We start from the raw sequence: 24,055 nt of genomic DNA, 5'->3' as shown, positions 1-24,055 counted from the left end.
TGTAGAAAAATAGCTAAAGCCTCCCGGGGAACCAAAACTAATGAAAAGCCTGTTTCCTATTAGAGGAAACAGGCCTACTTTTATAAGGCTCGTTTTTCCAAATCCTTCGCTGTTTTGCTTGTTTCAACTTCCTTTTCGTTCCCGAATGTCCCAAATAAGTAATCGGCAAACGGGGTGCTAACACCGTACCAAAAGTTCTCATTCTTAAAGTGATGGAGAAGATGAACCTTTTTCACCCAACGTCCGAATTTGGTCTTTGGCTTAATCGGCCGGTGGGCAACATAATGCTTCCACTCATAGACAAGCAGCATGGTCATCAGCCCCGTGCCAAACCCAATAGTCTGAGTCACATTCTGAGAAACTAGATAAAAAAGAAACGACAGGATCAAAAAGCCTGGTAAACTGTACCACAATGGCAGGAATAACAACTTCAGGTTATTCGGTTCAGTGTGATGGTCGTAGTGGATTCTTTTCATGAATCTTAGGAATAATGGATTCTTCGGTGCTTTAATATGGAAGAAGAAGCGGTGGGTAAAATATTCACTGAAAGCGAATGTAATCATACCTGCAATGAAAAATAAAACCATGGACCATGTCATGCCTCTCAAGATGGACATCCCGATGCCAGCAAATATTAAAAATATCAAGATACTAATATCCGGAAAAAACAAAAAGTCCTTATATAGCTTTTTCACTTCTCAACCCCCCTTTTTAATCCATTAATTTATTTCCTGACTGTTCACCCAATAGCAAATTAGAAACCTTCTAATCTCCCAACGGCCATCTGGTATATTATTTTACAAGTTCTTTACTGTACATTTTCTTGATCATCCTGATCTGGCCGCGGTGGTTGATTTCATCTTCATACACGTGGAACCATTTAAAGTAATTGTTCCCAGGCTGGTTCCACCACCAATTGGTCTGTTCAAACAGCCAATCATCTGAAAGAGTCTGGAATTTTTCATAGGTTTCATTTCGGACTGTCTGGAGTTCTTCAAGATAATGATCTAGCGGCAATCCTTTAAAAGCTGCCTTCCCCTTCTCGCCTAGTTCTAGTCCGGCAGCTAAAGTATGCTCTTCTTCTTCAGTAGGGTCACGCTTTTCAAAGGTAACAATTTGATAGATGCGTTCCACGGCAGCCATATGGCCAAGCAGCATGCCGATGGAATTTGCTTCATCATGAATAAGGTAATCCAACTCCTCGATCGATAGCCCCTCCACTGCCTCCAGAGTGGTTTTCCGCGTGTAGTTCATCATCGACACCAAATGGCCGAGTGTTGGAGTGAATCCTTCTTTTTGATCCACCAGAAAAATCGTAGACATATCAAACACAAGTTTTTCCTCCATTTCTGAAACGTACTGAGATTAATACTATTCGACTTTTTCCATGATTATCCTTTATTTTATGGAATCCAGATGAACAATCCCGAATGCGGGAGGAAAGCTTCCCAGAAACTGAAGAGTGATAATAAGTTTGAATAAAAAGGCCCAAGCTGCTCGGTCAGCCCGGACAAGTGCTGGATGGGCTACCGATGAAGTCGTTCCTTTGACTTCGCTGAGCCGGCCGAACAAAACAAAAAGCCCAGCTAAAATATAGCCGGGCTGAAAAATTAGATAGCCAAGTCGGATGACTCTGCATCTTCATGACCTTTGGGAGCGATTAGTTCATTATAAAAAGTAGCATTCGCGGTACTAATGTACGGAGCCAGCCACAAGAAACCAATTCCGAAAGTAAAGATTGCAATGAATGCCCATCCAATAAAGCTAAGATTCAGCAGGAAATACTTCCATTTGTACCCCTTCATCCTGATTTTACTTTCTGTAATCGCCTCAAGAGCGGAGAGCTGCGGATTATCTCTAAGCAAGAAAAATACTTGAGAATAGGAAATTCCTTTGATAATGCCCGGGATAATTAATAATAAAGACCATAGAATCGTAAAGATTCCGACTAGGATAGATGTTCCGATGAGCTTCAGCGATAGCTCCCATTTTTTATAAACAGCAAAGATATCGGAGATTTTTGGATCATTCCACCTGGCAATGACCAGAAAGAACCAGTAGCTGGCAACTGTCAGCGGGATAAACAAAAACGAGATTAAAAGATTCACCATATCTGCTATTAGTGGGGTTTCATCCTGATTAGCCCACTCTGAAAAACCGCCGCTCAATACAACTTCAATAATTCCCGGCACAATCGTCGTAATCAAAAAGATAAGGAACGTCAGGGCGACTCCAATACCCCACTTTCCTTTCAATGATGCCAGTGCCTTCTTTTTAATTTGTGAAATCGATAAGTTCATTCTTTCTCCTCCTATAGTTGTTTGTACTGACAATACGAAGATACCCCAAGTATATTTTTAAAATCGTTAACAAATACATCGAATATTTTATGAAACAGCCGTAGGAAGATATTAGATTCCATAAAATCATCCCTGGTAAACATTCTTTGTTAGGTTTTCATATTGGTTACATGGTTATTATATCGGAAATTCTTCCTTTCTTTTAAATACCTTTTTAATGGGAATTTTCCGAAAAAAAAAAGACTGCAGAGAGTCTCGAGGAAAAATCGAGTCTCTCTGCAATCTGAATCTGCTTTATGGGCATGGATCATTTTTTCTCCTGTTCCTTTCCTGCTGCTTTCTCAAGTCTTTTGAATCTCCTTAAATCTGCTGGCCTGATTGGCAAAGGTTCTTTTTTCAGGAGCTTAAGGATCGCGAACATCAACAGCAGGAGCAAGACGGTGAATGGAAGTGCAGCAATCAAGGAAGCAGTCTGTAATGCTTCAAGTCCACCAGCATAAAGGAGGACTGCAGAAATAGCTGCCATTAGTGAACCCCAGACGATTTTTGCAAATATTGGCGGGTTCAGACTTCCCGAGGTCGTCATGCTTGCAAGTATATAGGTTGCAGAGTCCGCGGATGTTACCAGGAATGTGAAAATCAAGATAATCGATAGAACCGACAGAATCGTTGACATAGGCAAAACTTCAAATGTCTTGAATAAAGCAGAGGTTAAATCTGCATCTACTGCCGCAGCAATACCTGTGTTGTTATTGAGATCATTCCATAAAGCCGTACCGCCGAATGCGGCAATCCAGAGGCAGGCAATCACAGGGGGAATCACCATTACTCCAAAGATGTATTCACGTATTGTTCTCCCCTTTGAAACCCGGGCAACGAATGCCCCGACAAACGGCGACCAGGCAATGGCCCAAGCCCAGTAGAAGATTGTCCAATCCCTTGTCCAGGTTCCTTCCTGGTATGGCTGAAGCCTGAGGCTGTACTGGATGAAGTTCGCAAAATAATCCCCAATCGCGAGCGTGAAGCTTTCCATAATGAATACAGTTGGCCCGGCAATCAGGACGAATAATAAGAGGACAAGAGCGATTCCAAGATTAAGGTTGCTCAACATCGCAATACCTTTATCAAGACCGGTGGAAGAAGAAATCATATAGGCAATGAAAATGACTAAAATAATGACCATTTGGATTCCGATAGAGTTCTCTGTATCAAATACAGCGTTCAATCCGCCATTCATTTGCAGAACACCAAGTCCCACAGAAGTGGCAATCCCCATGACAGTTGCGACAACTGCGAGTGTATCAATAGTGTTTTTCACTGCTGGCTTTGTGCCTGTAATTGGCTCAAGAGCCGTAGAAACTAAGCCGTCTTTTTGTTTCCTGAATTGCAAGAAACCAATCACCAGCCCAACAATCGCAAAGACGGACCACTGGCTGAGTCCCCAGTGGAAAAAGGAATAGCCCATCGCAATTCTTGCCGCACTGCGGGATTCCCCTTCTATGCTCGCAAACGGAGTATTTAAGAAATGGCTCATAGGTTCTGCGATTCCCCAGAACACTAGTCCTGCCCCGAATCCTGCTGAAAAAAGCATGCCAATCCAGGTAAAAAAGGAGAATTCAGGACGCTCTCCTTCACCGCCAAGCCGGATTGCTCCATACTTACTGACAGCCAGTCCGATCAAGAATAAAACAATTATGAACACGGCCAGTAAATAGAACCAGCCGAAATTAACGGTTGTAAAACTAAACAACTCACCAGCTACCGCACCAAACTTTTCTGGCATGGCGGCCCCAACTACGACGAACAATAAGATCACCGCAGCTGATATAGAAAAAACAAAGTTAGATAAAATATTTTTGAGCATGTCAGCCTCCAATAATATGAATTTTCCAGATATTTAGTAGATGGAAGATACAAAGGATTATGTAAGCACGTAATTATTCTGCAAATTTCCGCCCTGAAATATCCATTATGAAACCAGAAAAATCCATGTCTAATCAGTTGCTTCAGCAGATATCTCAAAGAAAAATGGACGCTTAGATAGTGCTAAGCGTCCATTTTGTTAAAATGTCTTGCTTAAGAATTCACGTGTGCGTTCTTCTGTTGGATTATCAAAAATTTCATCAGGATGTCCAACCTCTACAATTCTTCCTCCATGCATGTAAACGACCCAATCTGCAACCTCACGAGCAAATCCCATTTCATGCGTGACGACTACCATGGTCATGCCTTCTTCTGCAAGCTCCTTCATGGTTGCCAATACTTCTCCCACCAGCTCCGGATCAAGTGCTGAAGTTGGCTCATCGAACAGCATGATATCAGGCTTCATGGCCAGCGCTCTCGCAATAGCCACCCTCTGCTTCTGTCCGCCGGATAGTTTGGATGGATACACTTTTTCTTTGTCTGCAAGCCCAACCTTGCCGAGGAGTTCCCTTGCCTCCTTGATCGCCTGTGCTTTGCTGACACCTTTAACATGGACTGGTGCTTCGATAATATTCTCAATTACGGTTTTGTGAGGAAACAAGTTAAAGTGCTGAAATACCATTCCGATCTTCTGGCGAACCTCGTTCAAGTCGTGGCTATCAGAATTTATTTCTTCACCTTCAATAATAATTTGCCCATTATCTTTTAGTTCCAGGAAATTCAGGCAGCGGAGCAGGGTGCTTTTGCCAGAGCCGCTGGCGCCAATCAAGCAGACAACGTCGCTTTCCTTAACATTTATATCGACATCCTTCAATACATGAAGGTCGCCAAATGATTTATTCAGTTTCTTAACATTGATCATGTCTCTTCCGTCCAAAATAGTCTCCCCCTTAATCACTTACGGATAGTTTTTTCTCAAGCAATCCAACTAGAGCAGATATCAAATAAACAAGGAATAGGTAGTATACGGCAACAATGAGCAGATACGTCATATTGTCAAAATCGTTTGCTCCTTTTGTCGTTGCTACATTGAATAATTCATACATCCCTATGAAGGCTGCTAATGATGAATCCTTGAGGCCAATGATGAATTGATTCCCAAGTGGGGGCAAGGCACGACGGAAAGCCTGTGGAAGGATAATTCGTCTCATAGTAAGGGATTTGCTCATCCCAAGTGAACGGCCTGCTTCCATCTGGCCTTTGTCAATGGATTGGATGGTTCCCCTGAAGATTTCGGCAATATAGGCACCGTTATGGAAAGCAAGTCCAAGCGCTACCGACCAAAACGCGGATATATTAAAACTCGTCATTCCAAAATAGAAGATGAAAATCTGTACAATCAACGGAGTTCCTCTGACCAGGTAAATATAGACATCAGCAATCCATTCCAGTACTTTGATTCCTGAAATTTTTAAAAAGGCGAAAAACAATCCTATGAAAATAGCGATTAGAATCGAAATTGCTGTAACTTGCAATGTGAGCAGCATGCCTTTAAGGAAAATATCATACGTGTCAAAAAAGACTTCTATAACATGCGATAGACTTGGCAAAATTCATTCAACTCCCTGTGGGCTCATTTATCGTTGGTTCTTAATTATTGTTTGCTATTGTGCAAACATCATTTTTAAGCAGAAACGAATGTGCGGTTTTACCGCACATTCGCTCCTGATTGACAACTTATTCCTCCGGTTTAACTGTGATGTCTTCACCGAAATATTTTTCACTGATTTTCTTCAACGTTCCATTTTCTCTCAAAGTATCCAATGCCTCGTTGACTTTTTTCAGTAATTCGTCGTTGTCTTTGGCTACCGCAATTGCCTGCTCGCTTCGGCCAAGAAGCTCTCTGCCTTCGATTTTAAGACCGGCACCAATCGCTTCTTTTCCTGTAACAAAGTCCGTTATGACAGCGTCGTGCCTTTTATTGGCTAACGCTTCCAAAGCTGTTACGTCACTATCATAAAGCACAATGTTATCTGTTACCTCTTCTGCTGATTTTGCATAGGTAGAACCTTTCGAAACTGCGATTTCCTTTCCTTTTAGATCTGAAAGTTTTTGAACATCGCTGTCAGGCCTGACAAAGATTTGCGGTCCAGAATAGTAGTACGGAGTGGAAAAATCAACATGCTTTAAGCGGTCTTCATTTATGGTATGGCTGGCAACAGCCGCATCGAAACGTCCTGACTTGACTCCTTCTACAATACTGGCAAACTTGAACTTCTTCTGGTTTGGCTCAAGGCCCAGTTCCTTTGCCACTGCTTCGGCTACATCAATGTCAAAGCCTGACATCTTACCGCCGCCACTTGTTACACTGAATGGCTTGAATTCACCAGAAGACGCAAAAGTGAATTTGCCCTCCTCAGCAAGATCCATCCCGCCATCGCCTGATGCCTTTTCATCACTGCCACATGCAGCGAGGAGACCTGTAAGGGTCACCATCAAAATGATTAATGATAAAAATTTCTTCACTGTTTAAAACTCCCCCTCATAATGATTAATTTCTGTACATATTTATTCTGTTAATCGGTCTTCAACAACTATGTATGAAAAACCGCAACATTCACCCTGAAAATCATTTACCCGCTTGCCCCATAAAGTAAACTATTATTTTAAAAAACAGTTCTTTCGTACTTTTGGCTGTGGAAAATCTTGAACTCCAAAAACATTTTTATGAATATAATTGTAACAATCGTGTAATATGCTTTCAAAATTCAAATTGTCTGATAATTCTTGAAATCACAGGAAAATACACCTTCTCATGCACTCAGCTTGGCGAGCCTCCCTTTTCCCTGCATATACTCTTTTATGCTCCCGATTCTTCCTTGTCCGACAAGGTGCGCGGAAATATTACATTATACTGGAAAAAGCCAGAACCCTTGAAATAGGGCCTGGCTTCATTCTAATTATTTAATAAAGTTATTAGCTGACACGACAAAAGAACTAAAGTTATTAATCTATAATTCTTTCTGGACAAGAATAGACATTGAATGATTTTCCTCTTATAAAACCAACTGCGGTGATGTTTAAATCCTTAGCCAGTTTGATTGCCAAATCAGTAGGTGCGGATTTTGATAGCACAATCCCCACGCCGATTTTCGCTGCCTTCAACAAAACTTCCGATGATATACGGCCGCTGAAAACAATGATTTTATTCCTTACTGGCACTCTATTCAAAATACTATATCCATATAACTTATCTAGCGCATTATGGCGCCCAATATCCGTCCTGACTGCAATCATTTCCTCAGGGGAACAGAGAGCTGCATTATGTACGCCGCCGGTTTCAAGGAAAACCTGTGAATTATTCTGCATCTGGTTCATAAGTTCAATGCTCTGGGCCGCAGTGATTGTCGTTTTGGACATGGAAGTCTTTGCTGTCCTAGCATCATTGTGAAAATAAAATTGCCTGCTTTTTCCGCAGCATGATCCAATAAAACGCTTTGAAAAATATTCCTGGTTTGTCGTCATATTTACTTTTAGCATGACGTAAGCATATCCCCTGCTCTCGTCAATACTGAGGGAATGGATGTCATTATAGGAGCGGATCACCCCTTCGGATGCCAGGAAGCCGACAACCATTTCTTCAAAATGAGTCGGAGTGCAGACCATTGTTGCGAACTCCATATCGTTCACATAAATCGTCAACGGGAATTCATTGACAACGACATCCTCTACGTCCTGGAATCGTCCATCATGATATTTTGTAATCGTATATTTATCGCTCATATTTTCCAACATAGGCTTCACCTGAATCTTGAGAATTTGAGAATACTTAAAATCTAAACACAGTATTTTCTTTTTCTCAAGAAAAATTTACAACACGAGTGTAGTGTAAAATTGATTTAGCAAGGCTAAAAGTTGTTGCATCTGCATTTGTAAAGTGATAAAATTTTTTCGAAGTTCACAAATCTGTAACATTTTGATTCGAGATAGCGATCCTGTCATCGGTTAAGGTGTCACAGAGATGTAAGCGATTAACTGTTGGCCATTGAGTAGCGATACCTGCTTGATTCTAACCGTCAATCTTTCTCACGACGTCCTGTGTATTTAGCATAGGGCTGGAAAGATTGGCGGTTTTCTGTTAGCAAAGAAATTAGCGCACTTATGGACAACCCATGTACATAAAGACCGGGAATCATAGTTTGGGAGATTCCAAGACTTTCACTTTCAGCCATGGCGCAGAATGAAAAATTAACAAAGCAAAGGGGTAAAAACATGAAGAAAACAAAGAATCGGTGGCTGATTGCAGCATCTGCAGTAGGCATCCATATTTCCATTGGCTCAGTATATGCCTGGAGTAACTTTACTAACCCATTGATCGAGGAGTTCGGCTGGACTTCAAAGCAAGTGCAATTCACCTTCAGTCTGGCAATCCTGTTCTTAGGATTATCTGCCGCATTCCTGGGGCATTTCGTGGAGAAACATGGTCCAAGAAAAGCCGGACTGCTGGCTGCTGGATTTTTTGGAGCAGGAATTTTAGGTTCGGGATTTGCCGTTAATCTTGGATCATTGCCTTTATTGTATATTACATATGGGGTATTAGGCGGGATTGGACTTGGGGTTGGCTATATTGCTCCTGTCTCTACTTTAGTTAAATGGTTCCCGGACAGACGCGGGCTTGCTACCGGACTTGCGATCATGGGTTTTGGATTTGCGGCCGCCATCAGCAGCCCGATCATGGATTCATTGATTAAGTCTGTTGGAACTGCCAATACTTTTTACATTTTAGGCGCAGCCTATTTTATTATCATGACATTATCATCCTTGTATCTTGAAAAGCCTCCGGTTGATTGGCTTCCTGAAGGGTTCCAGGAAAAGGCTAAAGCAGGAAAAGTTAAGGTTAAAAAGGATCTTTCACAGCTGACAGCTAATGAAGCAATCAAGACTTCACGCTTTTATTATCTATGGATCATGCTATTCATCAATGTTACTTGCGGGATTGCCATCCTTTCTGCTGCAAAACCTCTGGCACAAGAAAGTATTGGCCTGACGACAGCTGAGGCTGCAGCACTCGTTGGCATAATGGGACTTTTCAATGGCTTCGGCCGTATTGCCTGGGCTTCGATTTCCGACTATATCGGACGGCCGAATACGTACACCATTTTCTTTGCGACTCAAATTGTATTGTTCATGCTGCTGCCGCATACTAAAGAAGCTTTTCTTTTCCAAGTTATGCTCGCAGTGGTCTATACGATGTACGGCGGAGGGTTTTCAGCAATCCCAGCCTTCATCGGCGACATCTTTGGAACCAAACAGCTCGGTGCGATTCATGGATATATACTGACAGCATGGGCAGCGGCCGGCCTTGCAGGCCCAATGTTTGCAGCATGGATGAAGGACACTACTGGAAGCTATGCAACAAGCCTGACTTTCTTTAGCGGACTGTTTGTTGTTGCCCTTGCGGTATCCATCTTGATTCGCCGTGATATCCAAAAGCTTCGCAAGCAAAATGAAGCAAATGAAAGAATGGCTGGTTAATTCTTTTATTACAATCAGGAGCTTCGAGAAATGTCTGACTTGAGCCCCTGCCCTCTTCCAGTCGCTGCTGTCCGCCAAAAGAAGTCAAAGGAACGCCTTCTCTGGACGGACTTCCAGCCCCTGTCGAGACTGAGCAAGGCGCTTGCGCTTTTCCAATTGCCTCACAGTATGGTAAAATACCAATCATCTTATAACCTGTATGGATGACAGGAGGATAACATGAATAAATACGAGGCAGAGTTCAGCAATTTGGTCCGTTCCTTCCGTAAGAAGCATATGGGCAAAGGCCCCAGCAAAATAACCACTACCTTTTGCAAAAAGTGGGCGATATGCGAAATGGAAGGGAATCTATCGCCAGTTGAGAAGTTCATTGCTTCTGCCAATGAAGGCAAGCAGGCACTGCGGGCAGCCAGGACGGAAATGGTGAAGGAAATGTACCGGAAAAACCCTCCACTTGAAATGGAAGAATTCCTAGGCTGCAAGCTTGTCGAACTTTTTGTAGACATAGATATCGACCGTGATTTCGGAATGTCCATCTTTGTTTTTGACGAAGATATTCAAGCGAAATTCAATAACTGATCAGGTATGGCACTTGGCAGCGACCCTGCTAAAGACTAACCACCGTTTATATCCGAAGCATTGTTTTCGGGTAACGGTGGTTTTTTTTCGACTAGATTTAAAATGGGAGTGTTTCAAATTGGGAAAAACTAAACATCCAGGACCACAGAAAAAAGCGGCTATGCCTGCACCAAAGCATTGGGTAAGCCCTATACCTTTTGGGCTTGGAAAGGTGAAGCCTAAACATATTAGAGATACGATGAAAACCCTTTGGGACAATAGGGATAACTTCGGATATGCCACCAACATCCTGACTAAAGGTGTATGTGATGGCTGTGCACTTGGTGTGTCCGGCCTTCATGACCAGACATTGACTGGTCCGCATATTTGTACGACAAGATTGAATGTCCTAAGGCTGAATACCTCTGGTGCCATCAAGCCAGAAATCCTCCACGCCGACATTGACGAACTCAGAAAATATGACAGCACTCAGCTGCGCAAACTGGGACGCATCCCATATCCAATGATCCGCAGAAATGGAGAGCGTAAGTTTTCACGCATCAGTTGGGATGATGCCATGGACATGATCGCAGAGAAAATGCAAAAACTTGACCCGAAACAGTATGCTTTTTACCTGACAAGCCGGGGAATCACAAATGAATCCTACTATGTTGCGGGAAAAGTTTCCCGTTTTCTTGGAACGAATAATATCGACAATGCCAGCAGGATTTGCCACTCCCCTTCAAAAACAGCATTGAAACGCTCAATAGGCGTGGGGGCTTCGACTTCAAATTACCAGGACTGGATTGGAACCGATGTTTTATTATTCTGGGGCAGTGTCGCATCGAACAGCTCCCCTGTTTCTTCGAAGTACATGCTCGAAGCAAAGAAAAAGGGAACGAAAATCATCGTCGTCAACCCATATAAAGAACCTGCCATGGACAAGTATTGGATTCCTTCTAATCCTGAATCTGCGCTATTTGGCACAAAAATTGCCGATGATTTCTACCAGGTAAATATCGGCGGAGACATCGCCTTCATGCATGGAATCATGAAGCACTGGTTTGAGATGGAATCAAATAAGTATGGCTCAGCGATCAATCATGAATTTGTGAATGCACATGTAAATGGCTATGAGGAATTAAAAGCAAAGGTTCAGGAACAAGAATGGGAAGATATTGTTGCTTCCTCCGGAATTACACAAAAACGCATTATCGAGTTGGCGGAACTGCTCGCAAGCAGCAAGAATGCCGTATATGCATGGGCACTTGGTTTGACTATGCATTCATTCGCAACCGATAATATCTCACAAGTGGCAAATCTGGCGCTGCTCCGCGGTCACCTTGGCCGTAAGCATGCAGGGCTGATGCCTTTCCGCGGACACTCCTCAGTCCAGGGAAGCGGTGAAATGGGTGCGGATCCTTTTGTACTGCCAGGCGGGGATTTCTACGGAAACAACATTAAGCGCATCGAAAAGCTATGGGGATTTGACCTTCCTGAATGGCAAGGTGACATCGTCGGTGTTACACTTGAAAACATCATGCTCCCTGAGGATCATGAACGAAAAATCAAGATGTACTACTTATCGGGCGGCAATTTCCTTGAAACGATGCCAGACCCGAATTTTGTGGAAAAAGCATTATCCGAATTGGACATCCGTGTCCACCAGGATATCATCTTAAATACTTCTACTCTTGTAGATGCTAAAGAAGCCGTCCTTATCCTCCCTGCCAAAACACGTTATGAGCAGGAAGGCGGAGGAACGTCCACTTCCACTGAAAGAATGGTTTACTTCAGTCCCGAAATTGAGGGCAACAAAAACCAGGTTGAAGAAGCTCGTGCAGAATGGAAAATCTATATTGATTTAGCGAAACGCGTTAAGCCTGAGACAGCCCACATGGTGGACTTCAAAGATGCTCAGGAGATCCGGAATGAAATAGCCGTGGCGAATCCCAATTATGACGGAATCCAACACCTGAAAAAAGCGGGAGACGTTTTCCAATGGGGCGGCGCCTGGTTGTGTGAGGATGGTATCTGCCCTACCCCGGATGGCAAAGGAAACCTGATCACAGTTGATATCCCAGAATTAGGCAAAAAGGAAGGCCAATTCATCGTTACCTCCCGCCGGGGAAAACAATTTAATTCGATGGTTTATAATGAAGTCGATCCACTTAACGGCGCAGGGCGTTATGATGTCCTGATGAATGCAGAAGATGCCCAGGATCTTAGCATCGCTGAAGGAGAAGGAATTGTTCTCTATAATGGCTTTGGTGTTTTCCAGGGAAGGGCTAAATTCGTAGACATTTCCCGTGGCAACGTCCAGGTTCACTTCCCGGAAGGAAACTTCCTGCTGCCAAGAGGACGCTATGAAAAGTATGCAGGCATACCAGATTACAATATCACGGTCACCCTTGAAAAAGCTGACCGCTTCAACGCCCGCAAAGATGTCGAACACTATGAAAAGCGGATTGAAGAAGATGAACTTGATGCACCAGCATAAAACAGCATAAAAAAGAAAACAGCCTGCAGCGATCACAGCCTGCAGGCTGTTATATATAGAGGGGATATATTTTACATCTTTTTATCGGCTAACTCTTCGGACACACAAAATGGCAGGATTATGCTTAAAGAAAGACCAAATAAAACTTCTTAAAACCACCTAAAACCTCTGCGCCTTTCTTCATTTCCCTCATCAGAACTGCTTTCATCTTTCCGATGATGTTCTTCATCCATTTCCTGTTCTCGCCTTCTTCTAGGACCAAAAAAATCCAAGGGGTGTCTTCTTTCTTCATCGTGTTCTCTTGACCGTTCGCGGATGATCTTTACATCATTCGCATGGATAGTTAGATGATCAACGTGGATCTCCTTGCCTGCTTTTTTTCCGGACATAATTTTCGCCTCCTGTTTTTTTATTCAGTATTATCCTATTCTTTCTCGGGCGAAGGGGTATAGGCGGAATTGTTTTATATTGCCATTCACTGACAATAATAAGGTTGATATGCCATATTTTTCAGTTCCCAGGTTCGTTTATGATCGTATCGCCCGGGTATAACTTGTACATTGGCGATTCAAAGCACTAAGAAGGAGGTTCTGACTTCATGTTCGGCTTTTCGGATTTTTTAGGTTTTCTACTTGCCCTTTTATTTATTTATCCTGTCGTTTCACTCGTCCATGAATTAGGCCATTCCTTCTTTGCATGGCTGTTTGGCGGCAAATTCAGTTTTTCACTTGGAAGAGGAAGACAAATTTTTAAAAAAGGCCCGTTCATCTTAAATAGCATGTATTTTTTAGATGCCTTTTGTGAATATGGACATTTGAAATGGAATAACCGGCTCACTCACTTTCTTGTTCATGCCGGAGGAGTCATTTTTAATCTCGGATCTGTCCTTGTGTTAAACCTGCTCATTTCACATAACATAATTGAACCTCACACGATTTTTGTCCGCTATTCCTATTTCTCTGTCTGGCTTGCGACCTTTTCTTTGGTGCCAGTCGATTATGGAAACGAAAATTACAGTGATGGACTGTCCATTTATCAGGTCATTCGTCATAATAAATGGCCAAAATTAACCGGATAAACAAGAAAAAGCACCTACTCGGGAAGCAGGTGCTTTTCAGAGGCTAATTCACTATATAATAAGAGGCATTCCAATAAAATGGAATGCCTCCTGCTCACAACCGGACTTAGTGACCGATTATTTATATTTTTCCTTATTTGTGTTTTCTTCTCTGTACTTATTTTCCGCTTTAACGGCTTTTGTAAAATCCTTTGCGTATAGGACTTCCTGAGTGTCAGATAACCCATTGTTCTGTTCAGTATTCAACCCTTTGTTAGGAGCTTTATTTTTATCCATGTACATTCCCTCCTGTAATCGAATTGTTTTTTGTCCCTATTTTGTTTCTACCCTTCATACAAGGGCATAAACTTGGGTCTCCCCCCTATCGACATTCGAAGATCATTATATCCATTCTTATCCCCCCACCAATAGATGCATGGGCTGTCCAGCCTTTTCATATGATGTTGAAGAGGAGGACTGATGATGATCATATTCACTGCTTATATATTTTTATCTCTTACTGTTCTTTTATTGGTTTCCATCCTATTGCTGCTTCACCACAGGGGCATTATGTCTGGAATGAATGGGATGATGTTTGCAATGTATTTTGGAATGAATACAGGGTTAACTTCCGGAATTCTGCTTGGTGCGATCTATCGCGGTGATCTTTTTAGTTCAACCCTCCTATCCATATTGATAGGAGGCGTCAGTGGCTGCATTTTGGGAGCGTCTTACAATACGCTCACATCAATTGAAGGGCTTATGTCCGGTATAATGGGGGGGATGATGGGGGCTATGCTTGGTGAAATGCTTCCGCCTGAAAAATCATTCGTCTTCATAAATATTTTTTTAGCGTTTTCACTATCATCGCTATTCCTTTTTAAGGTTCACATGAACCATTCTTCAGTAATCAAATCATTAAAGGATCTTATTAAACCAGCAATCGTTTTTATTTTACTTACTCTTTACCTTTTATCTGGAAATCTCTTAGAAGAACAATGGATTCACGATCTTCAGCATTCACCAGAGCAACAGCATGAGATGCATCTTCCTTGAGACAAATCTGAACGCTGAGTCACAATGGAGGCTGCATGCTGCCCGGTTATATAAAGTAACAACCGATCCTGTGGTCAGGGATTTGCTTTCCTGCTGCTGGCAAGGGACACCATCCATCAAAATCAGAGGATTGCAGCCATTAAGGAACTGGATGGAAGCAAAGAAAACGTGGCAGTGCCGAGCACTTTCCCGAAACATCTTGAAAAATAGATAGTATCTTATGTATTATTCAACCTTTCAGAAGGGGACGAAAGTGCTGCAGGAAGATGGGCAAGCGGACCAAGCATGGATGGATGGATTTGGAACATTCCAATACTTCCAGAATCCGGCTCCATTCTGACTAAAGCCAAAGCTGAAACTTTCTCCTCCTTATACCCATGATCCCTCCCTGCGGTAATGAACGATTGGCACTTGTAGCCTAATATGCATATTAGGCAGAGTCAAAAGCCTGTAAAATACTACTGTTACAGGCTTTTTGATTATGGTTCCCCGTGGGTTCGAACCGGAGCCTCTACCCTTTCAAAAAGTTATTAAATCATTTTCAAAAAGTTAAACAAATAAAGTAAATGTGCTATTGTCTTCAATCAGGTATACTTAATAGCTTTTGGATTAAGCCCATACTGTATTCTTAAAAAGCCTGAATGCTTCACTCACTGATTGGGACATCGATCAATACAATTCCTTCCTGTGATGAGATTTCATGTGCAAGAAGGTTGTCAAGCTCAATAAGGTTATTCACCCTAACACCCTTGATCCCAAAGCTCCCTGCAAGTTGAACAAAATCCGGATTGCTGAAATTTACACCATAACTGTGGCCAAACTGCTTTTCCATCATCTGTTTTTCAATCTTAAGCATCGAATCATTCAGACAAATGATCACAAAAGCTAGCCCTAATCTTTTTGCTGTTTCGATTTCCGCAACGTTCATCAGGAGTCCTCCGTCTCCTGTTATACATATTACATTTTTATTTGGCGCAGCCAATTTTGCCCCTATAGATCCTGGCAACGCAATTCCCATGGATGCAAGTCCATTTGAAATGATTAATTGTCCTGGCTTATCAGGTTGGAAGTGACGTGCTATTTTCATTTTGTGTTCACCCACATCAGATAATACGATGGTGTTTTCGTCAGTGTGCTTTTCGATTATATGGAGAATATTCCTGGTCGTTAGTGGCTGTTTACTGATCGTTTCTTCATTCCAGGAGACTTGACTTTCTTGCAAAATCCTCTCTTTAAGACTGTTGGCGGGGACCCATTGTTTAGAAACTATTTCCCTATTTTTTAATAGCTTAAAAATTGGATTCAAATCACCGATTAATTGACTGCGAACTGGATAATATTCATCATACTCTGCTTCTTGAGAATGAATATGCACAACTGGAACTTTGTTTTTATTCCAGTTTTTCGGTAAGCTTTCAATCAGATCGAAACCAATCACAATCAGTAAGTCTGCCTCGGCTATTCCCTCTGGTACTAAATCATGGTCTTTGAATCCAAAGGTAAAGTAGTTAAGAGGATGATTTTTTGGTAAGACCCCTTTGGACATAAAACTGTTTGCCACTGGTGCCCTAAGCAGTTCAGCAAAGGTTTGGAATGCTTCGCCAGCCCCTTGCCTAATTACGCCGTTCCCAATCAGGATAAAGGGTTTTTGACACTGTTTAAAAATTACTTCTGTTTCATCAATTTCCTCCATCGAAGGGACGACACTTGGCGCAGCTCTTTTAGGCATTGCTTTTCTGGAAATCGCCTCTGAAGCCAGGTTCTCTGGTAACTCTACCAGCACTGCTCCAGGCTTTTCACTTGCTGCTCTCCGAAAAGCGTTATGGATAATTTCTGGAACCGTTTCTGACTGTTTAATTTGAACGGACCATTTCGTTGCTGGTTCAAAGATTTTCACTACATCAATAAATTGATGAGACTGTTTATGCTGTCTTTCCATGCCGGCTTGTCCAGTTATCGCTACAACAGGTGAGCCATCCAATGTGGCACTTGCAACTCCTGTTAATAAATTTGTGGCACCAGGGCCCAGGGTAGCCAGGCAAACTCCAGGTTTCCCCGCTACCCTCCCATATACATCCGCCATAAATGCTGCCCCTTGCTCGTGGCGAACAGGAACATATTGGATCGAAGTTGATCTGGACAACGAGTCTGCTAGATCTAATACTTCCTTGCCGAATATCCCAAAAACGTACTTCACTCCTTCCGTTTCCAAACATTGAACAAGCAAATCAGAAGTTTTCATCGTTTCCCTCCAAAAAAATGTACTAATTTAATGGTTTCCTTTGATTACTGATTCATTCAGGGGAAATGATAAATTTTTAAAAACTAAAAAGCAGTATAAGTCATTCATCACAGCTTTGCGGAGAAAATCGAAAATGCTGATGAATTGTTTCTAATTTCTCGTTTATAATGGTTCACACTCAATTCACTCACAGGAAAGCTTATATAGGCCACCTGCATTTATAAATAATGAAATGGAATGTGGAAAAGCTTTTCTCATATGTGCTAACTTACCTGGTTCTGCTGCTTTATAGCTGAGAAAAGGCTTCACCTGATCCATGACCCTAATCAGGTACTGTTAGAGGATTCCTGACCATATTCTTATAAAAGAAAACAATAAGCCGAGGTGAATATTTAATTGGAAAAAGTTAAGGTAAGTTTACGCCCTGTAGTAAGCAAGATCAATTTACCCACCATTATGAAAACAGCCATTTTACCGGGAGACTCAATTGAAAGATTATTTATTGCAACCCAAATAGGAGAAATTTTTTATATAGGTAACGGAGACATTAAAACTTTTTTAGATATTCGACCGCAAGTCCTTAAACTTGGTGATCAAGGTGGCGGATATGATGAGCGGGGATTATTAGGGCTTGCGTTTCACCCTCAGTTTTATTACAACGGTCTATTCTATCTTCATTATTCAGTAGCTGGAACACAAGGTCCAGGTGCACTTCCTGAAACTTCTATGCCTGACCCCTGTGACCCAAACACCCTAAATCGAAAATGGGTTAATAGAGAAGTTCAATTTGATCATATTGATACAGTAGAAGAATGGATTCTCCAAACGAATGGACAGCCTCAAAAAAGACGAACATTGCTGAACTTAAGAAGGCCCTTTTTTAATCATAATGGTGTCAATAGCTTAAACTTTTCACCTGAAACAGGAAAACTGGTTTTAACAACAGGAGATGGCGGTTTAGGCTATGATCCATTTAATTTGAGTCAGGATGATATGGAAATCGCCGGTAAAGTAATTGAAATTGATGTAGTTAAAAATACATCTTTCAATAATCCACATGTTGTCAGTCGTTTTAATGAACTGCCTGCACAAGTTCAGCAAATACTTACGGTAATTGCCAAAGGAGTTCGCAATATACCAGGGATTTCATTTCAAAGGAATTATAATCATTATATTAAATATGTGGGGAATGTCGGACAGGATTTGACAGAATCGATTTTTTCATTCATTCAATATAGACCGATACCGGTCCCTGAACTTGTCATGAACTCCGGGACCACTCAGGAAATGTATATTAACTTTGGCTGGCGTGGCTGGGAAGGTGCTTTTCCTACTTCAATTATGAATGTCTGCTCTGCTAATTCGAATTCGGATAAGAAAACTATTGTTTATTACGATGAAGCAATTGAAACATCAGTCAGGCGGATTCAGCCATTAACTAGTTATTATCATAAAGATCCACGACCAGATAAGTTTGGCGGCACTTCCCTTACAGGAGTCCATCCATATATGGGGAAAGGGATACCAGCTTTAACGGGAAGCGTTTTGTTTACCGATTTAGCCCGCAAGGATGAATCGGCAACTTCAGTTAAAGGAGTATTAGCTTACACTAGGGTAAGGCCAGACTGTAAACTAAATGATTATAGTATTATTGAAACTGACTACAATTTTGGTTCTGAATCTGCTTATTATGTTAGTTTGGGAGCGAATCTGGACCAAACCAGATTATATTTGGGGGTTTATGGGTCGATGAAAGTGACTGACTTTAACAAGGGTACAATTTTTGAAATCATTCCTTGAATCTTGAACCCTATCTAATTTCTGAGGGCTTTATCTGCCAGGCAATAGTGAGAGATTTGGCAGACACTAAATTATTAACCTTTTTAATCTTTTAAAAATGTTCAATGCAATTTCAACCCATAACCAGCTATAAAGGAAAGCAAATAAAAGGATCCCTGCGGTTGTAAGAAATGAAAAGGAATCTGAAACGACTGGTCCTAAAACGGGAAAGTCGAAGATAAGTAGCAAAATGATAATTCCCGGCATTAAAAAAATAGTCCCTGCCGCAATAATGCTTAATCTCTTCCTAAAAAACCAAAATGCTGCTCCTATGCCCAGTCCCAACAGTCCTGTTGTAAAGGCGAATACAATTAATTCACTTGGCTGCAGAATGAATAACAATATAATGGTCAGAAAGTAGGACATTACACCAAGTGGAATGGAAAACATTGAACATAACAAAATAGGTGCAGTGGCGAGCGGACTAAAAAATAATCCTATACCTGGCAAAAAGCCTCCAGCTGCCTGTAGCATAACTGATATACAGGCAAAAAAAGACCCCAAAATGAGCTTCATCGTTTTATTGCGTTTTTTGAATATCAGTTTAGATAAACGCACTTCATTAGAAATAGGCTTAAAAAAATACAACTTTCCACCTCATCTTAAATGATATATGGCTCACCGTACCGTACATTATATTTATCATTATTAGAAGTGGAACTACTCTTATTGTTTCGAAAATAAAAAGGAGCATTGATGAGACACCCAAAAAGTTAGATTTCACTCTAACTTTTTGGGTACTCAATACATTATTTGCACTGCTTTTTAATTAACATTTACCTTCCCAACCATACCTTCCTGGAAGTGATACCGGCATATCAATTCATAAGTACCCTTCTGTTCTGGTTTCACGGAAATGTTTTTTTCTTTTCCTGGCTGGAGCTCGATGTCAATCCCAAGCTTTTCCACTGTAAATGTATGCTCTTTCTTCCCTTTGTTTCTCAATTTCAAGGTTGTAGTGATTCCGTTTGGAATGCTGATAACTTTTGGATTAAAGTAATTATCATTCAACTCTACCTCAATCATATTAACATTCTCCATTGGTTTAGTTGCAACACCAGTTTCGGCAAAACTACTATGTAAGCCTATTGTTGTCACAACCGTGAACAATGCTACAAACAAAATCAATCCTGTAACCAACTTTTTCACAGGCATTTGCTATCCCTCCTTTCCTAATCCTTATTTTTTTCTAAGTTAAATGAAATTATCACTCTAAATTAACGGGAAGCAGGAAGAAGGTATATTATCAGCAGCTAATAATAAAAAAGCTCAGTTAGGCATTGAGCTTAACTGAACATTTTGAAGGGAAAACGGCAATAAGTTTTGAAAAAGTAGTGGCTGATTGATTCCGCCTGCTTGTCTGGTAAAAGAAGTGTTGGCAAAACAAAAAAGCCTCCATCCCTTGTTATATAAGAGATGGGGGCTTTTTCAAAAGTATGATTCCTACTGGGTTCGAACCAGCGACCTCTACCCTGTCAAGGTAGCGCTCTCCCAGCTGAGCTAAGGAATCGTTCTAAGTTGTCCTATTTAATGAGGACATTAATTAATATATACTGGATTCAGTATAAAGTCAATAATTTTTCCCCATAAAAATTATCTGGATTATGAATTTCTTATACTTTGGATGACCCTTTTAATATACTCATCTTCATGAGGCACAAAATCCTTTTTGGAGGCCAGCATCTCTTTTGGTTTCTTTTCGCCTTCCTCACTTACCTTGAAACCTTTGAGCCTTATTTCACTGGATTTAGCAAACCATAGATCTTCAAAATCGGTCATGCTTGCCACCATGATCCCTGAGACCTCATCCTTTTGCAGCTGGAATGTTTCTAAAGGCTGATGTTTCTTGTACAAGAATACATGGCAAAACTCTCTATCAATGAATTCTGGACTGATCAGTGAATCTTTGATGGCACCTAACGTGTGTAAATCTTCAACAGTCACGTCGATTCCGAGTTCTTCCTTTACTTCCCTCAAGCCATCAAGAGGGCTTTCATTAGCCAGAATATGCCCCGCTGCGGTGATATCCAGCAATCCTGAATAATCTTTCTTAGCGGAACTGCGAACTTGAAAATAAAGAAAGTCCTCCCCGTTTATCCGCTCTGTAAACCAGCAATGGAATGTCTCATGCCAGTGGCCAGCTTTATGGACATCGGACCTCGGTGCTTTTCCCAGGCAAGTCCCCTGTTGATCAAAAATCCTAAGCATTTCACTCTCCATCCATCACACCTCCATTCCAGATTATACCACTCCACACTTACAAAAACAACGAACAGGTGTTCTAAAATAATTGAATAAAGAACGAATGTTCGGGTATAATGTAATTATAAAAGATAAGGAGTGAATACACATGAATTTCCTTTTGGAAAAATCACTAAAAGAAAACCAGCCTGTAGAAATGATTTATTTTGCAGTCGATAACCAGATCACACAGCGAAGGATCATTGTAAAAGAGATCAGGGGGAATTACTTTAAAGCATTTTGTTTCCTTAGAAACGAGGAACGCTTATTCAAGGTTGAAAACATCCTATCCATCATGCCCGAAAAACGGCACTTCCTTAAAACCAGTTAAAAAAGAAGCCCCCGGAATGAGGACTTCTTAAAATTAACTAACTGTACTTGGTTCAGGTGTATTGTTTCTCTTGATCAGTATTTGCAATGCAATGAGTAGAACAAAGGAACCAAGTCCGATTATATCCGTAATTTTTTCAGGATAAATCAGCATTAAGCCGCTTACAACTCCAATTATTCTCTCGTACCAGAACAATTTCCTCAGCCAGAAACCAATAATACCTGCACCAATCAGCATCATGCCGGCAAGTGCCGTAAACACCACCCAGATAAGGTAATACCATGTTGTATCAATCATTAACAATTCTGGAGACAATACGAACATATAAGGAATGATGAACGCTGCTATTGCCAGCTTTGCTGAGTTAACCCCTGTTTTTATTGGTTCACCGCCTGACACACCAGCTGCCGCAAATGCCGCCAGCGCTACTGGAGGTGTAATATCAGCGATGATCCCGAAATAGAATACAAATAAATGTGCAGATAAATCAGGTACTCCCAGCAAAATGATGGCCGGTGCTGCAATGGTTGACGTAATGACATAGTTTGCTGTTGTCGGTGACCCCATTCCTAATACCAGGGATGCAACCATTGTAAACGCCAGGGTGAGGAGTAAATGTCCTCCGGCAAGATCCAACAATCCATTGGCTAGCTTCAGGCCAAGGCCGGTTTTGGTTACAACCCCTACGATAATACCAGCAGCAGCAGTTGCAGCCGCAACACCTAACGCCGTGCGTGCCCCATCGACAAGCGCATCAATTACATCTCTGAAACCAATCCGAGTTTCTTTCTTTATCGCACTAACCACCACAGTAATAACAATACTCCATAGAGCGGCTCTCATAACACTCATTCCGCTTACCATCAGGACAATTACAGCCAATATTGGCAATAGCAAATAGATTTTAGCCAGAACTTCTTTGCGGTCAGGCATTTCTTCATCCTTCAATCCGCGCAGGCCGACCCGTTTTGCTTCAAAATGTGTCATGATCCAAATCCCGGTAAAATAAAGCAGCGCTGGAATGGCTGCAGCCTTAGCGATATCCCAGTAAGTGATGCCGCCGCCAATGAATTCCACCATCAAGAAAGCAGCTGCACCCATGATAGGCGGCATAAGCTGGCCACCGGTAGAAGCAGCTGCTTCTACTGCTCCAGCAAATTCTTTACGATATCCGAGCTTTTTCATCATAGGAATCGTAAATGAGCCTGACGTGACTACGTTAGCCACGGAACTGCCGCTGATTGTTCCTTGCAATGCACTAGAAAAAATCGCTACCTTTGCCGGACCACCAACTCTTTTTCCAGCGATAGAAACAGCAAGATCGTTAAAATATTGGCCAACGCCTGTTTTCACTAGAAACGCGCCAAATAACAAGAATAAGAAGATAAACGTAGAAGAAACCCCTAATGGTGTTCCTAAGATACCTTCAGTTGTGAAGAACATTGTCTGGATCAAGCTGTCAAGTTCAAGTCCTCTGTGTGCGAGGAAACCCGGCATATATGGACCATACAATGCATAACCCAAAAACAGAACCGCAATAACCGTAATCGGCAGTCCTACCGTTCTCCTGGTCGCTTCGAGGACGAGTAAAACAGCAGCAAGACCAATGTAAAAATCAACCGGAGTAAGACGCCCAACCCTGTTTACCAGTTCATCAATCATTAATGGCCAATAGGCACCTACAGCTATTGCGATAATCGCCAGTAAAATATCGTACCATGCGACTTTATTATGTACACGGTCTTTTTTGCGTGCAGGAAATAAAATAAAAATCAGTGCAAGCGCAAACCCCAAATGGATGGACCTCTGCAGCTGTGCCGTCAAAACCCCAAAGATGGATGTGTACAACTGGAATAGTGAGAATGACAGCAGCATAATGAATGCAATCATGCCCATAATTCCATTTAATTTCCTTGAGGCAGCTTCAGGATCATATTTTTCCAGCAGCTCCTGCTGTTCCTGTTCAGATAAAGTTTCATTCTTCATGCTCAAGGATATTCACTCCTTTCATTTGCTGAATAACATTAATATTCATTACTTGTATCCTTACTCTCGTTCCTGGTTCAATTGCCTTGGAAAGTGGAAAGGAGACTTTACCTTGCATAAACGTGTGATTAGCCCTCACCTTGCCGACTCGCAGGTCGAAATGCTTAAACCTTCTTTCCATATTCTTTATACGGTACTTGCCATCCTGCATTTCAAAATGTTCCCCTTCTGCAATTTCTGATGGCATACCAATGGCAAAATCTTCATACTCCAATTCGTATTGCTGAATCTCATTTTGTTCGGTAATTTTATAGCTTTCAATTACATCGGACAAATGGATGGAATGTGTATACTTTATCTTAAACTTGTCCCCTTGTGCAATAGGTACATAGCATAGTATATCTTCTTCTTCAGGTTGAAGAAAAACAAGAGCTTGTTTATATGGAATATTGATTGAGATAATTAAAATTAACATAATGAGGAGCAACAGAACGAAGATCTTTTTATTGAATTTTATTGATTTCATTATCCATTCCTCGCCTGTCTG

At 41.5% G+C, this 24,055-nt stretch carries 24 protein-coding genes, 1 tRNA gene and 1 pseudogene; 9 read left to right on the top strand and 17 right to left on the bottom strand.

Going from position 1 to position 24,055, the window contains the following annotated elements; genetic code table 11:
* Nucleotides 1–80: 80 nt before the first annotated feature.
* From M3593_RS07210 to fdhD, 8 genes are all read right to left on the bottom strand, one after another.
* Nucleotides 81–695 (bottom strand): sterol desaturase family protein, encoded by a 615-nt coding sequence (locus tag M3593_RS07210; RefSeq protein WP_251544049.1) that lies wholly within the window; start codon nucleotides 693–695, stop codon nucleotides 81–83.
* A 97-nt stretch (nucleotides 696–792) separates the two neighbouring features.
* A complete protein-coding gene (locus M3593_RS07205) occupies nucleotides 793–1,323 on the bottom strand; it encodes a DinB family protein (RefSeq protein ID WP_251544215.1) in 531 nt (176 codons plus the stop codon).
* 287 nt (nucleotides 1,324–1,610) lie between these two features.
* Complete coding sequence (locus tag M3593_RS07200) at nucleotides 1,611–2,300, bottom strand: DUF975 family protein (RefSeq protein ID WP_251544051.1); 690 nt, start codon at nucleotides 2,298–2,300, stop codon at nucleotides 1,611–1,613.
* A gap of 307 nt (nucleotides 2,301–2,607) precedes the next feature.
* Nucleotides 2,608–4,164 (bottom strand): BCCT family transporter, encoded by a 1,557-nt coding sequence (locus M3593_RS07195; RefSeq protein ID WP_251544053.1) that lies wholly within the window; start codon nucleotides 4,162–4,164, stop codon nucleotides 2,608–2,610.
* 198 nt (nucleotides 4,165–4,362) lie between these two features.
* On the bottom strand, nucleotides 4,363–5,085 hold the full coding sequence (locus tag M3593_RS07190; RefSeq protein WP_251544217.1) for an amino acid ABC transporter ATP-binding protein: 723 nt from the start codon (nucleotides 5,083–5,085) through the stop codon (nucleotides 4,363–4,365).
* Between the two features lie 28 nt (nucleotides 5,086–5,113).
* On the bottom strand, nucleotides 5,114–5,773 hold the full coding sequence (locus M3593_RS07185; protein WP_144474613.1) for an amino acid ABC transporter permease: 660 nt from the start codon (nucleotides 5,771–5,773) through the stop codon (nucleotides 5,114–5,116).
* A 127-nt stretch (nucleotides 5,774–5,900) separates the two neighbouring features.
* Nucleotides 5,901–6,689, bottom strand: coding sequence for a transporter substrate-binding domain-containing protein (locus tag M3593_RS07180; RefSeq protein ID WP_251544055.1), 789 nt, complete (start codon nucleotides 6,687–6,689; stop codon nucleotides 5,901–5,903).
* A gap of 480 nt (nucleotides 6,690–7,169) precedes the next feature.
* A complete protein-coding gene (fdhD, locus tag M3593_RS07175) occupies nucleotides 7,170–7,958 on the bottom strand; it encodes a formate dehydrogenase accessory sulfurtransferase FdhD (protein WP_144474612.1) in 789 nt (262 codons plus the stop codon).
* A gap of 477 nt (nucleotides 7,959–8,435) precedes the next feature.
* Here fdhD and M3593_RS07170 point away from each other — a divergent pair, with 477 nt between their 5' ends.
* The 4 genes from M3593_RS07170 to M3593_RS07155 all read left to right on the top strand — a co-directional run bounded on the left by M3593_RS07170 (nucleotide 8,436) and on the right by M3593_RS07155 (nucleotide 12,756).
* A complete protein-coding gene (locus tag M3593_RS07170; protein ID WP_144474611.1) occupies nucleotides 8,436–9,698 on the top strand; it encodes an L-lactate MFS transporter in 1,263 nt (420 codons plus the stop codon).
* A gap of 30 nt (nucleotides 9,699–9,728) precedes the next feature.
* Nucleotides 9,729–9,905 carry a hypothetical protein gene (locus M3593_RS07165; protein WP_186326632.1) on the top strand — a complete coding sequence of 59 codons (177 nt, stop codon included), beginning with the start codon at nucleotides 9,729–9,731 and terminating at the stop codon, nucleotides 9,903–9,905.
* Between the two features lie 12 nt (nucleotides 9,906–9,917).
* Complete coding sequence (locus M3593_RS07160; protein WP_144474610.1) at nucleotides 9,918–10,277, top strand: Na-translocating system protein MpsC family protein; 360 nt, start codon at nucleotides 9,918–9,920, stop codon at nucleotides 10,275–10,277.
* A gap of 118 nt (nucleotides 10,278–10,395) precedes the next feature.
* Nucleotides 10,396–12,756 (top strand): FdhF/YdeP family oxidoreductase, encoded by a 2,361-nt coding sequence (locus M3593_RS07155; RefSeq protein ID WP_251544057.1) that lies wholly within the window; start codon nucleotides 10,396–10,398, stop codon nucleotides 12,754–12,756.
* Nucleotides 12,757–12,905: 149 nt separating this feature from the next.
* Here the strand turns inward: M3593_RS07155 and M3593_RS07150 are convergent, their stop codons facing one another.
* Nucleotides 12,906–13,145, bottom strand: coding sequence for a hypothetical protein (locus M3593_RS07150; RefSeq protein WP_144474608.1), 240 nt, complete (start codon nucleotides 13,143–13,145; stop codon nucleotides 12,906–12,908).
* 209 nt (nucleotides 13,146–13,354) lie between these two features.
* On the opposite strand from M3593_RS07150, the gene M3593_RS07145 reads away from it, so the two are divergent.
* Nucleotides 13,355–13,834, top strand: coding sequence for a hypothetical protein (locus M3593_RS07145; protein WP_251544059.1), 480 nt, complete (start codon nucleotides 13,355–13,357; stop codon nucleotides 13,832–13,834).
* 117 nt (nucleotides 13,835–13,951) lie between these two features.
* On the opposite strand, the gene M3593_RS07140 is transcribed toward M3593_RS07145, so the two are convergent.
* Nucleotides 13,952–14,110, bottom strand: coding sequence for a YfhE family protein (locus M3593_RS07140; protein WP_144474606.1), 159 nt, complete (start codon nucleotides 14,108–14,110; stop codon nucleotides 13,952–13,954).
* A 183-nt stretch (nucleotides 14,111–14,293) separates the two neighbouring features.
* Here M3593_RS07140 and M3593_RS07135 point away from each other — a divergent pair, with 183 nt between their 5' ends.
* Nucleotides 14,294–14,869: a hypothetical protein gene (locus tag M3593_RS07135; RefSeq protein WP_251544061.1), complete on the top strand. Its 576-nt coding sequence runs from the start codon at nucleotides 14,294–14,296 to the stop codon at nucleotides 14,867–14,869.
* A 4-nt stretch (nucleotides 14,870–14,873) separates the two neighbouring features.
* A pseudogene (locus M3593_RS07130) lies at nucleotides 14,874–15,209 on the top strand (manganese catalase family protein); the annotation flags it as partial.
* 306 nt (nucleotides 15,210–15,515) lie between these two features.
* On the opposite strand, the gene M3593_RS07125 reads toward M3593_RS07130, so the two are convergent.
* On the bottom strand, nucleotides 15,516–17,111 hold the full coding sequence (locus tag M3593_RS07125) for an acetolactate synthase large subunit (protein ID WP_251544063.1): 1,596 nt from the start codon (nucleotides 17,109–17,111) through the stop codon (nucleotides 15,516–15,518).
* A gap of 396 nt (nucleotides 17,112–17,507) precedes the next feature.
* Here M3593_RS07125 and M3593_RS07120 point away from each other — a divergent pair, with 396 nt between their 5' ends.
* The gene (locus M3593_RS07120) at nucleotides 17,508–18,911 is read left to right on the top strand and encodes a PQQ-dependent sugar dehydrogenase (RefSeq protein WP_251544065.1); all 1,404 of its coding nucleotides are present in this window, start codon (nucleotides 17,508–17,510) and stop codon (nucleotides 18,909–18,911) included.
* Nucleotides 18,912–18,977: 66 nt separating this feature from the next.
* On the opposite strand, the gene M3593_RS07115 is transcribed toward M3593_RS07120, so the two are convergent.
* The 4 genes from M3593_RS07115 to M3593_RS07100 all read right to left on the bottom strand — a co-directional run bounded on the left by M3593_RS07115 (nucleotide 18,978) and on the right by M3593_RS07100 (nucleotide 21,170).
* Nucleotides 18,978–19,538: a YybS family protein gene (locus tag M3593_RS07115; protein ID WP_251544067.1), complete on the bottom strand. Its 561-nt coding sequence runs from the start codon at nucleotides 19,536–19,538 to the stop codon at nucleotides 18,978–18,980.
* Between the two features lie 177 nt (nucleotides 19,539–19,715).
* Nucleotides 19,716–20,105, bottom strand: a complete 390-nt coding sequence (locus tag M3593_RS07110) for a cupredoxin domain-containing protein (RefSeq protein ID WP_144474601.1) — start codon at nucleotides 20,103–20,105, stop codon at nucleotides 19,716–19,718.
* 282 nt (nucleotides 20,106–20,387) lie between these two features.
* Nucleotides 20,388–20,460, bottom strand: a tRNA-Val gene (locus tag M3593_RS07105).
* A gap of 92 nt (nucleotides 20,461–20,552) precedes the next feature.
* Complete coding sequence (locus M3593_RS07100; RefSeq protein ID WP_251544069.1) at nucleotides 20,553–21,170, bottom strand: NUDIX hydrolase; 618 nt, start codon at nucleotides 21,168–21,170, stop codon at nucleotides 20,553–20,555.
* Between the two features lie 130 nt (nucleotides 21,171–21,300).
* Here M3593_RS07100 and M3593_RS07095 point away from each other — a divergent pair, with 130 nt between their 5' ends.
* On the top strand, nucleotides 21,301–21,522 hold the full coding sequence (locus M3593_RS07095) for a WYL domain-containing protein (RefSeq protein WP_251544071.1): 222 nt from the start codon (nucleotides 21,301–21,303) through the stop codon (nucleotides 21,520–21,522).
* A gap of 33 nt (nucleotides 21,523–21,555) precedes the next feature.
* Here the strand turns inward: M3593_RS07095 and M3593_RS07090 are convergent, their stop codons facing one another.
* Complete coding sequence (locus M3593_RS07090) at nucleotides 21,556–23,508, bottom strand: TRAP transporter permease (protein ID WP_251544219.1); 1,953 nt, start codon at nucleotides 23,506–23,508, stop codon at nucleotides 21,556–21,558.
* Nucleotides 23,498–24,034, bottom strand: coding sequence for a DUF1850 domain-containing protein (locus tag M3593_RS07085; RefSeq protein ID WP_251544073.1), 537 nt, complete (start codon nucleotides 24,032–24,034; stop codon nucleotides 23,498–23,500). Before M3593_RS07085 ends, M3593_RS07090 begins: the two co-directional genes overlap by 11 nt.
* Nucleotides 24,035–24,055 lie beyond the last annotated feature (21 nt).

Origin of the sequence: Mesobacillus sp. MER 48 (genome assembly GCF_023714225.1) — a bacterium.
Classification (GTDB): Bacteria; Bacillota; Bacilli; order Bacillales; family Cytobacillaceae; genus Mesobacillus; species Mesobacillus oceanisediminis_A.
The sequence above is the reverse complement of the archived record's forward strand: the minus strand, read 5'-3'. Positions and strand labels throughout refer to the sequence as shown.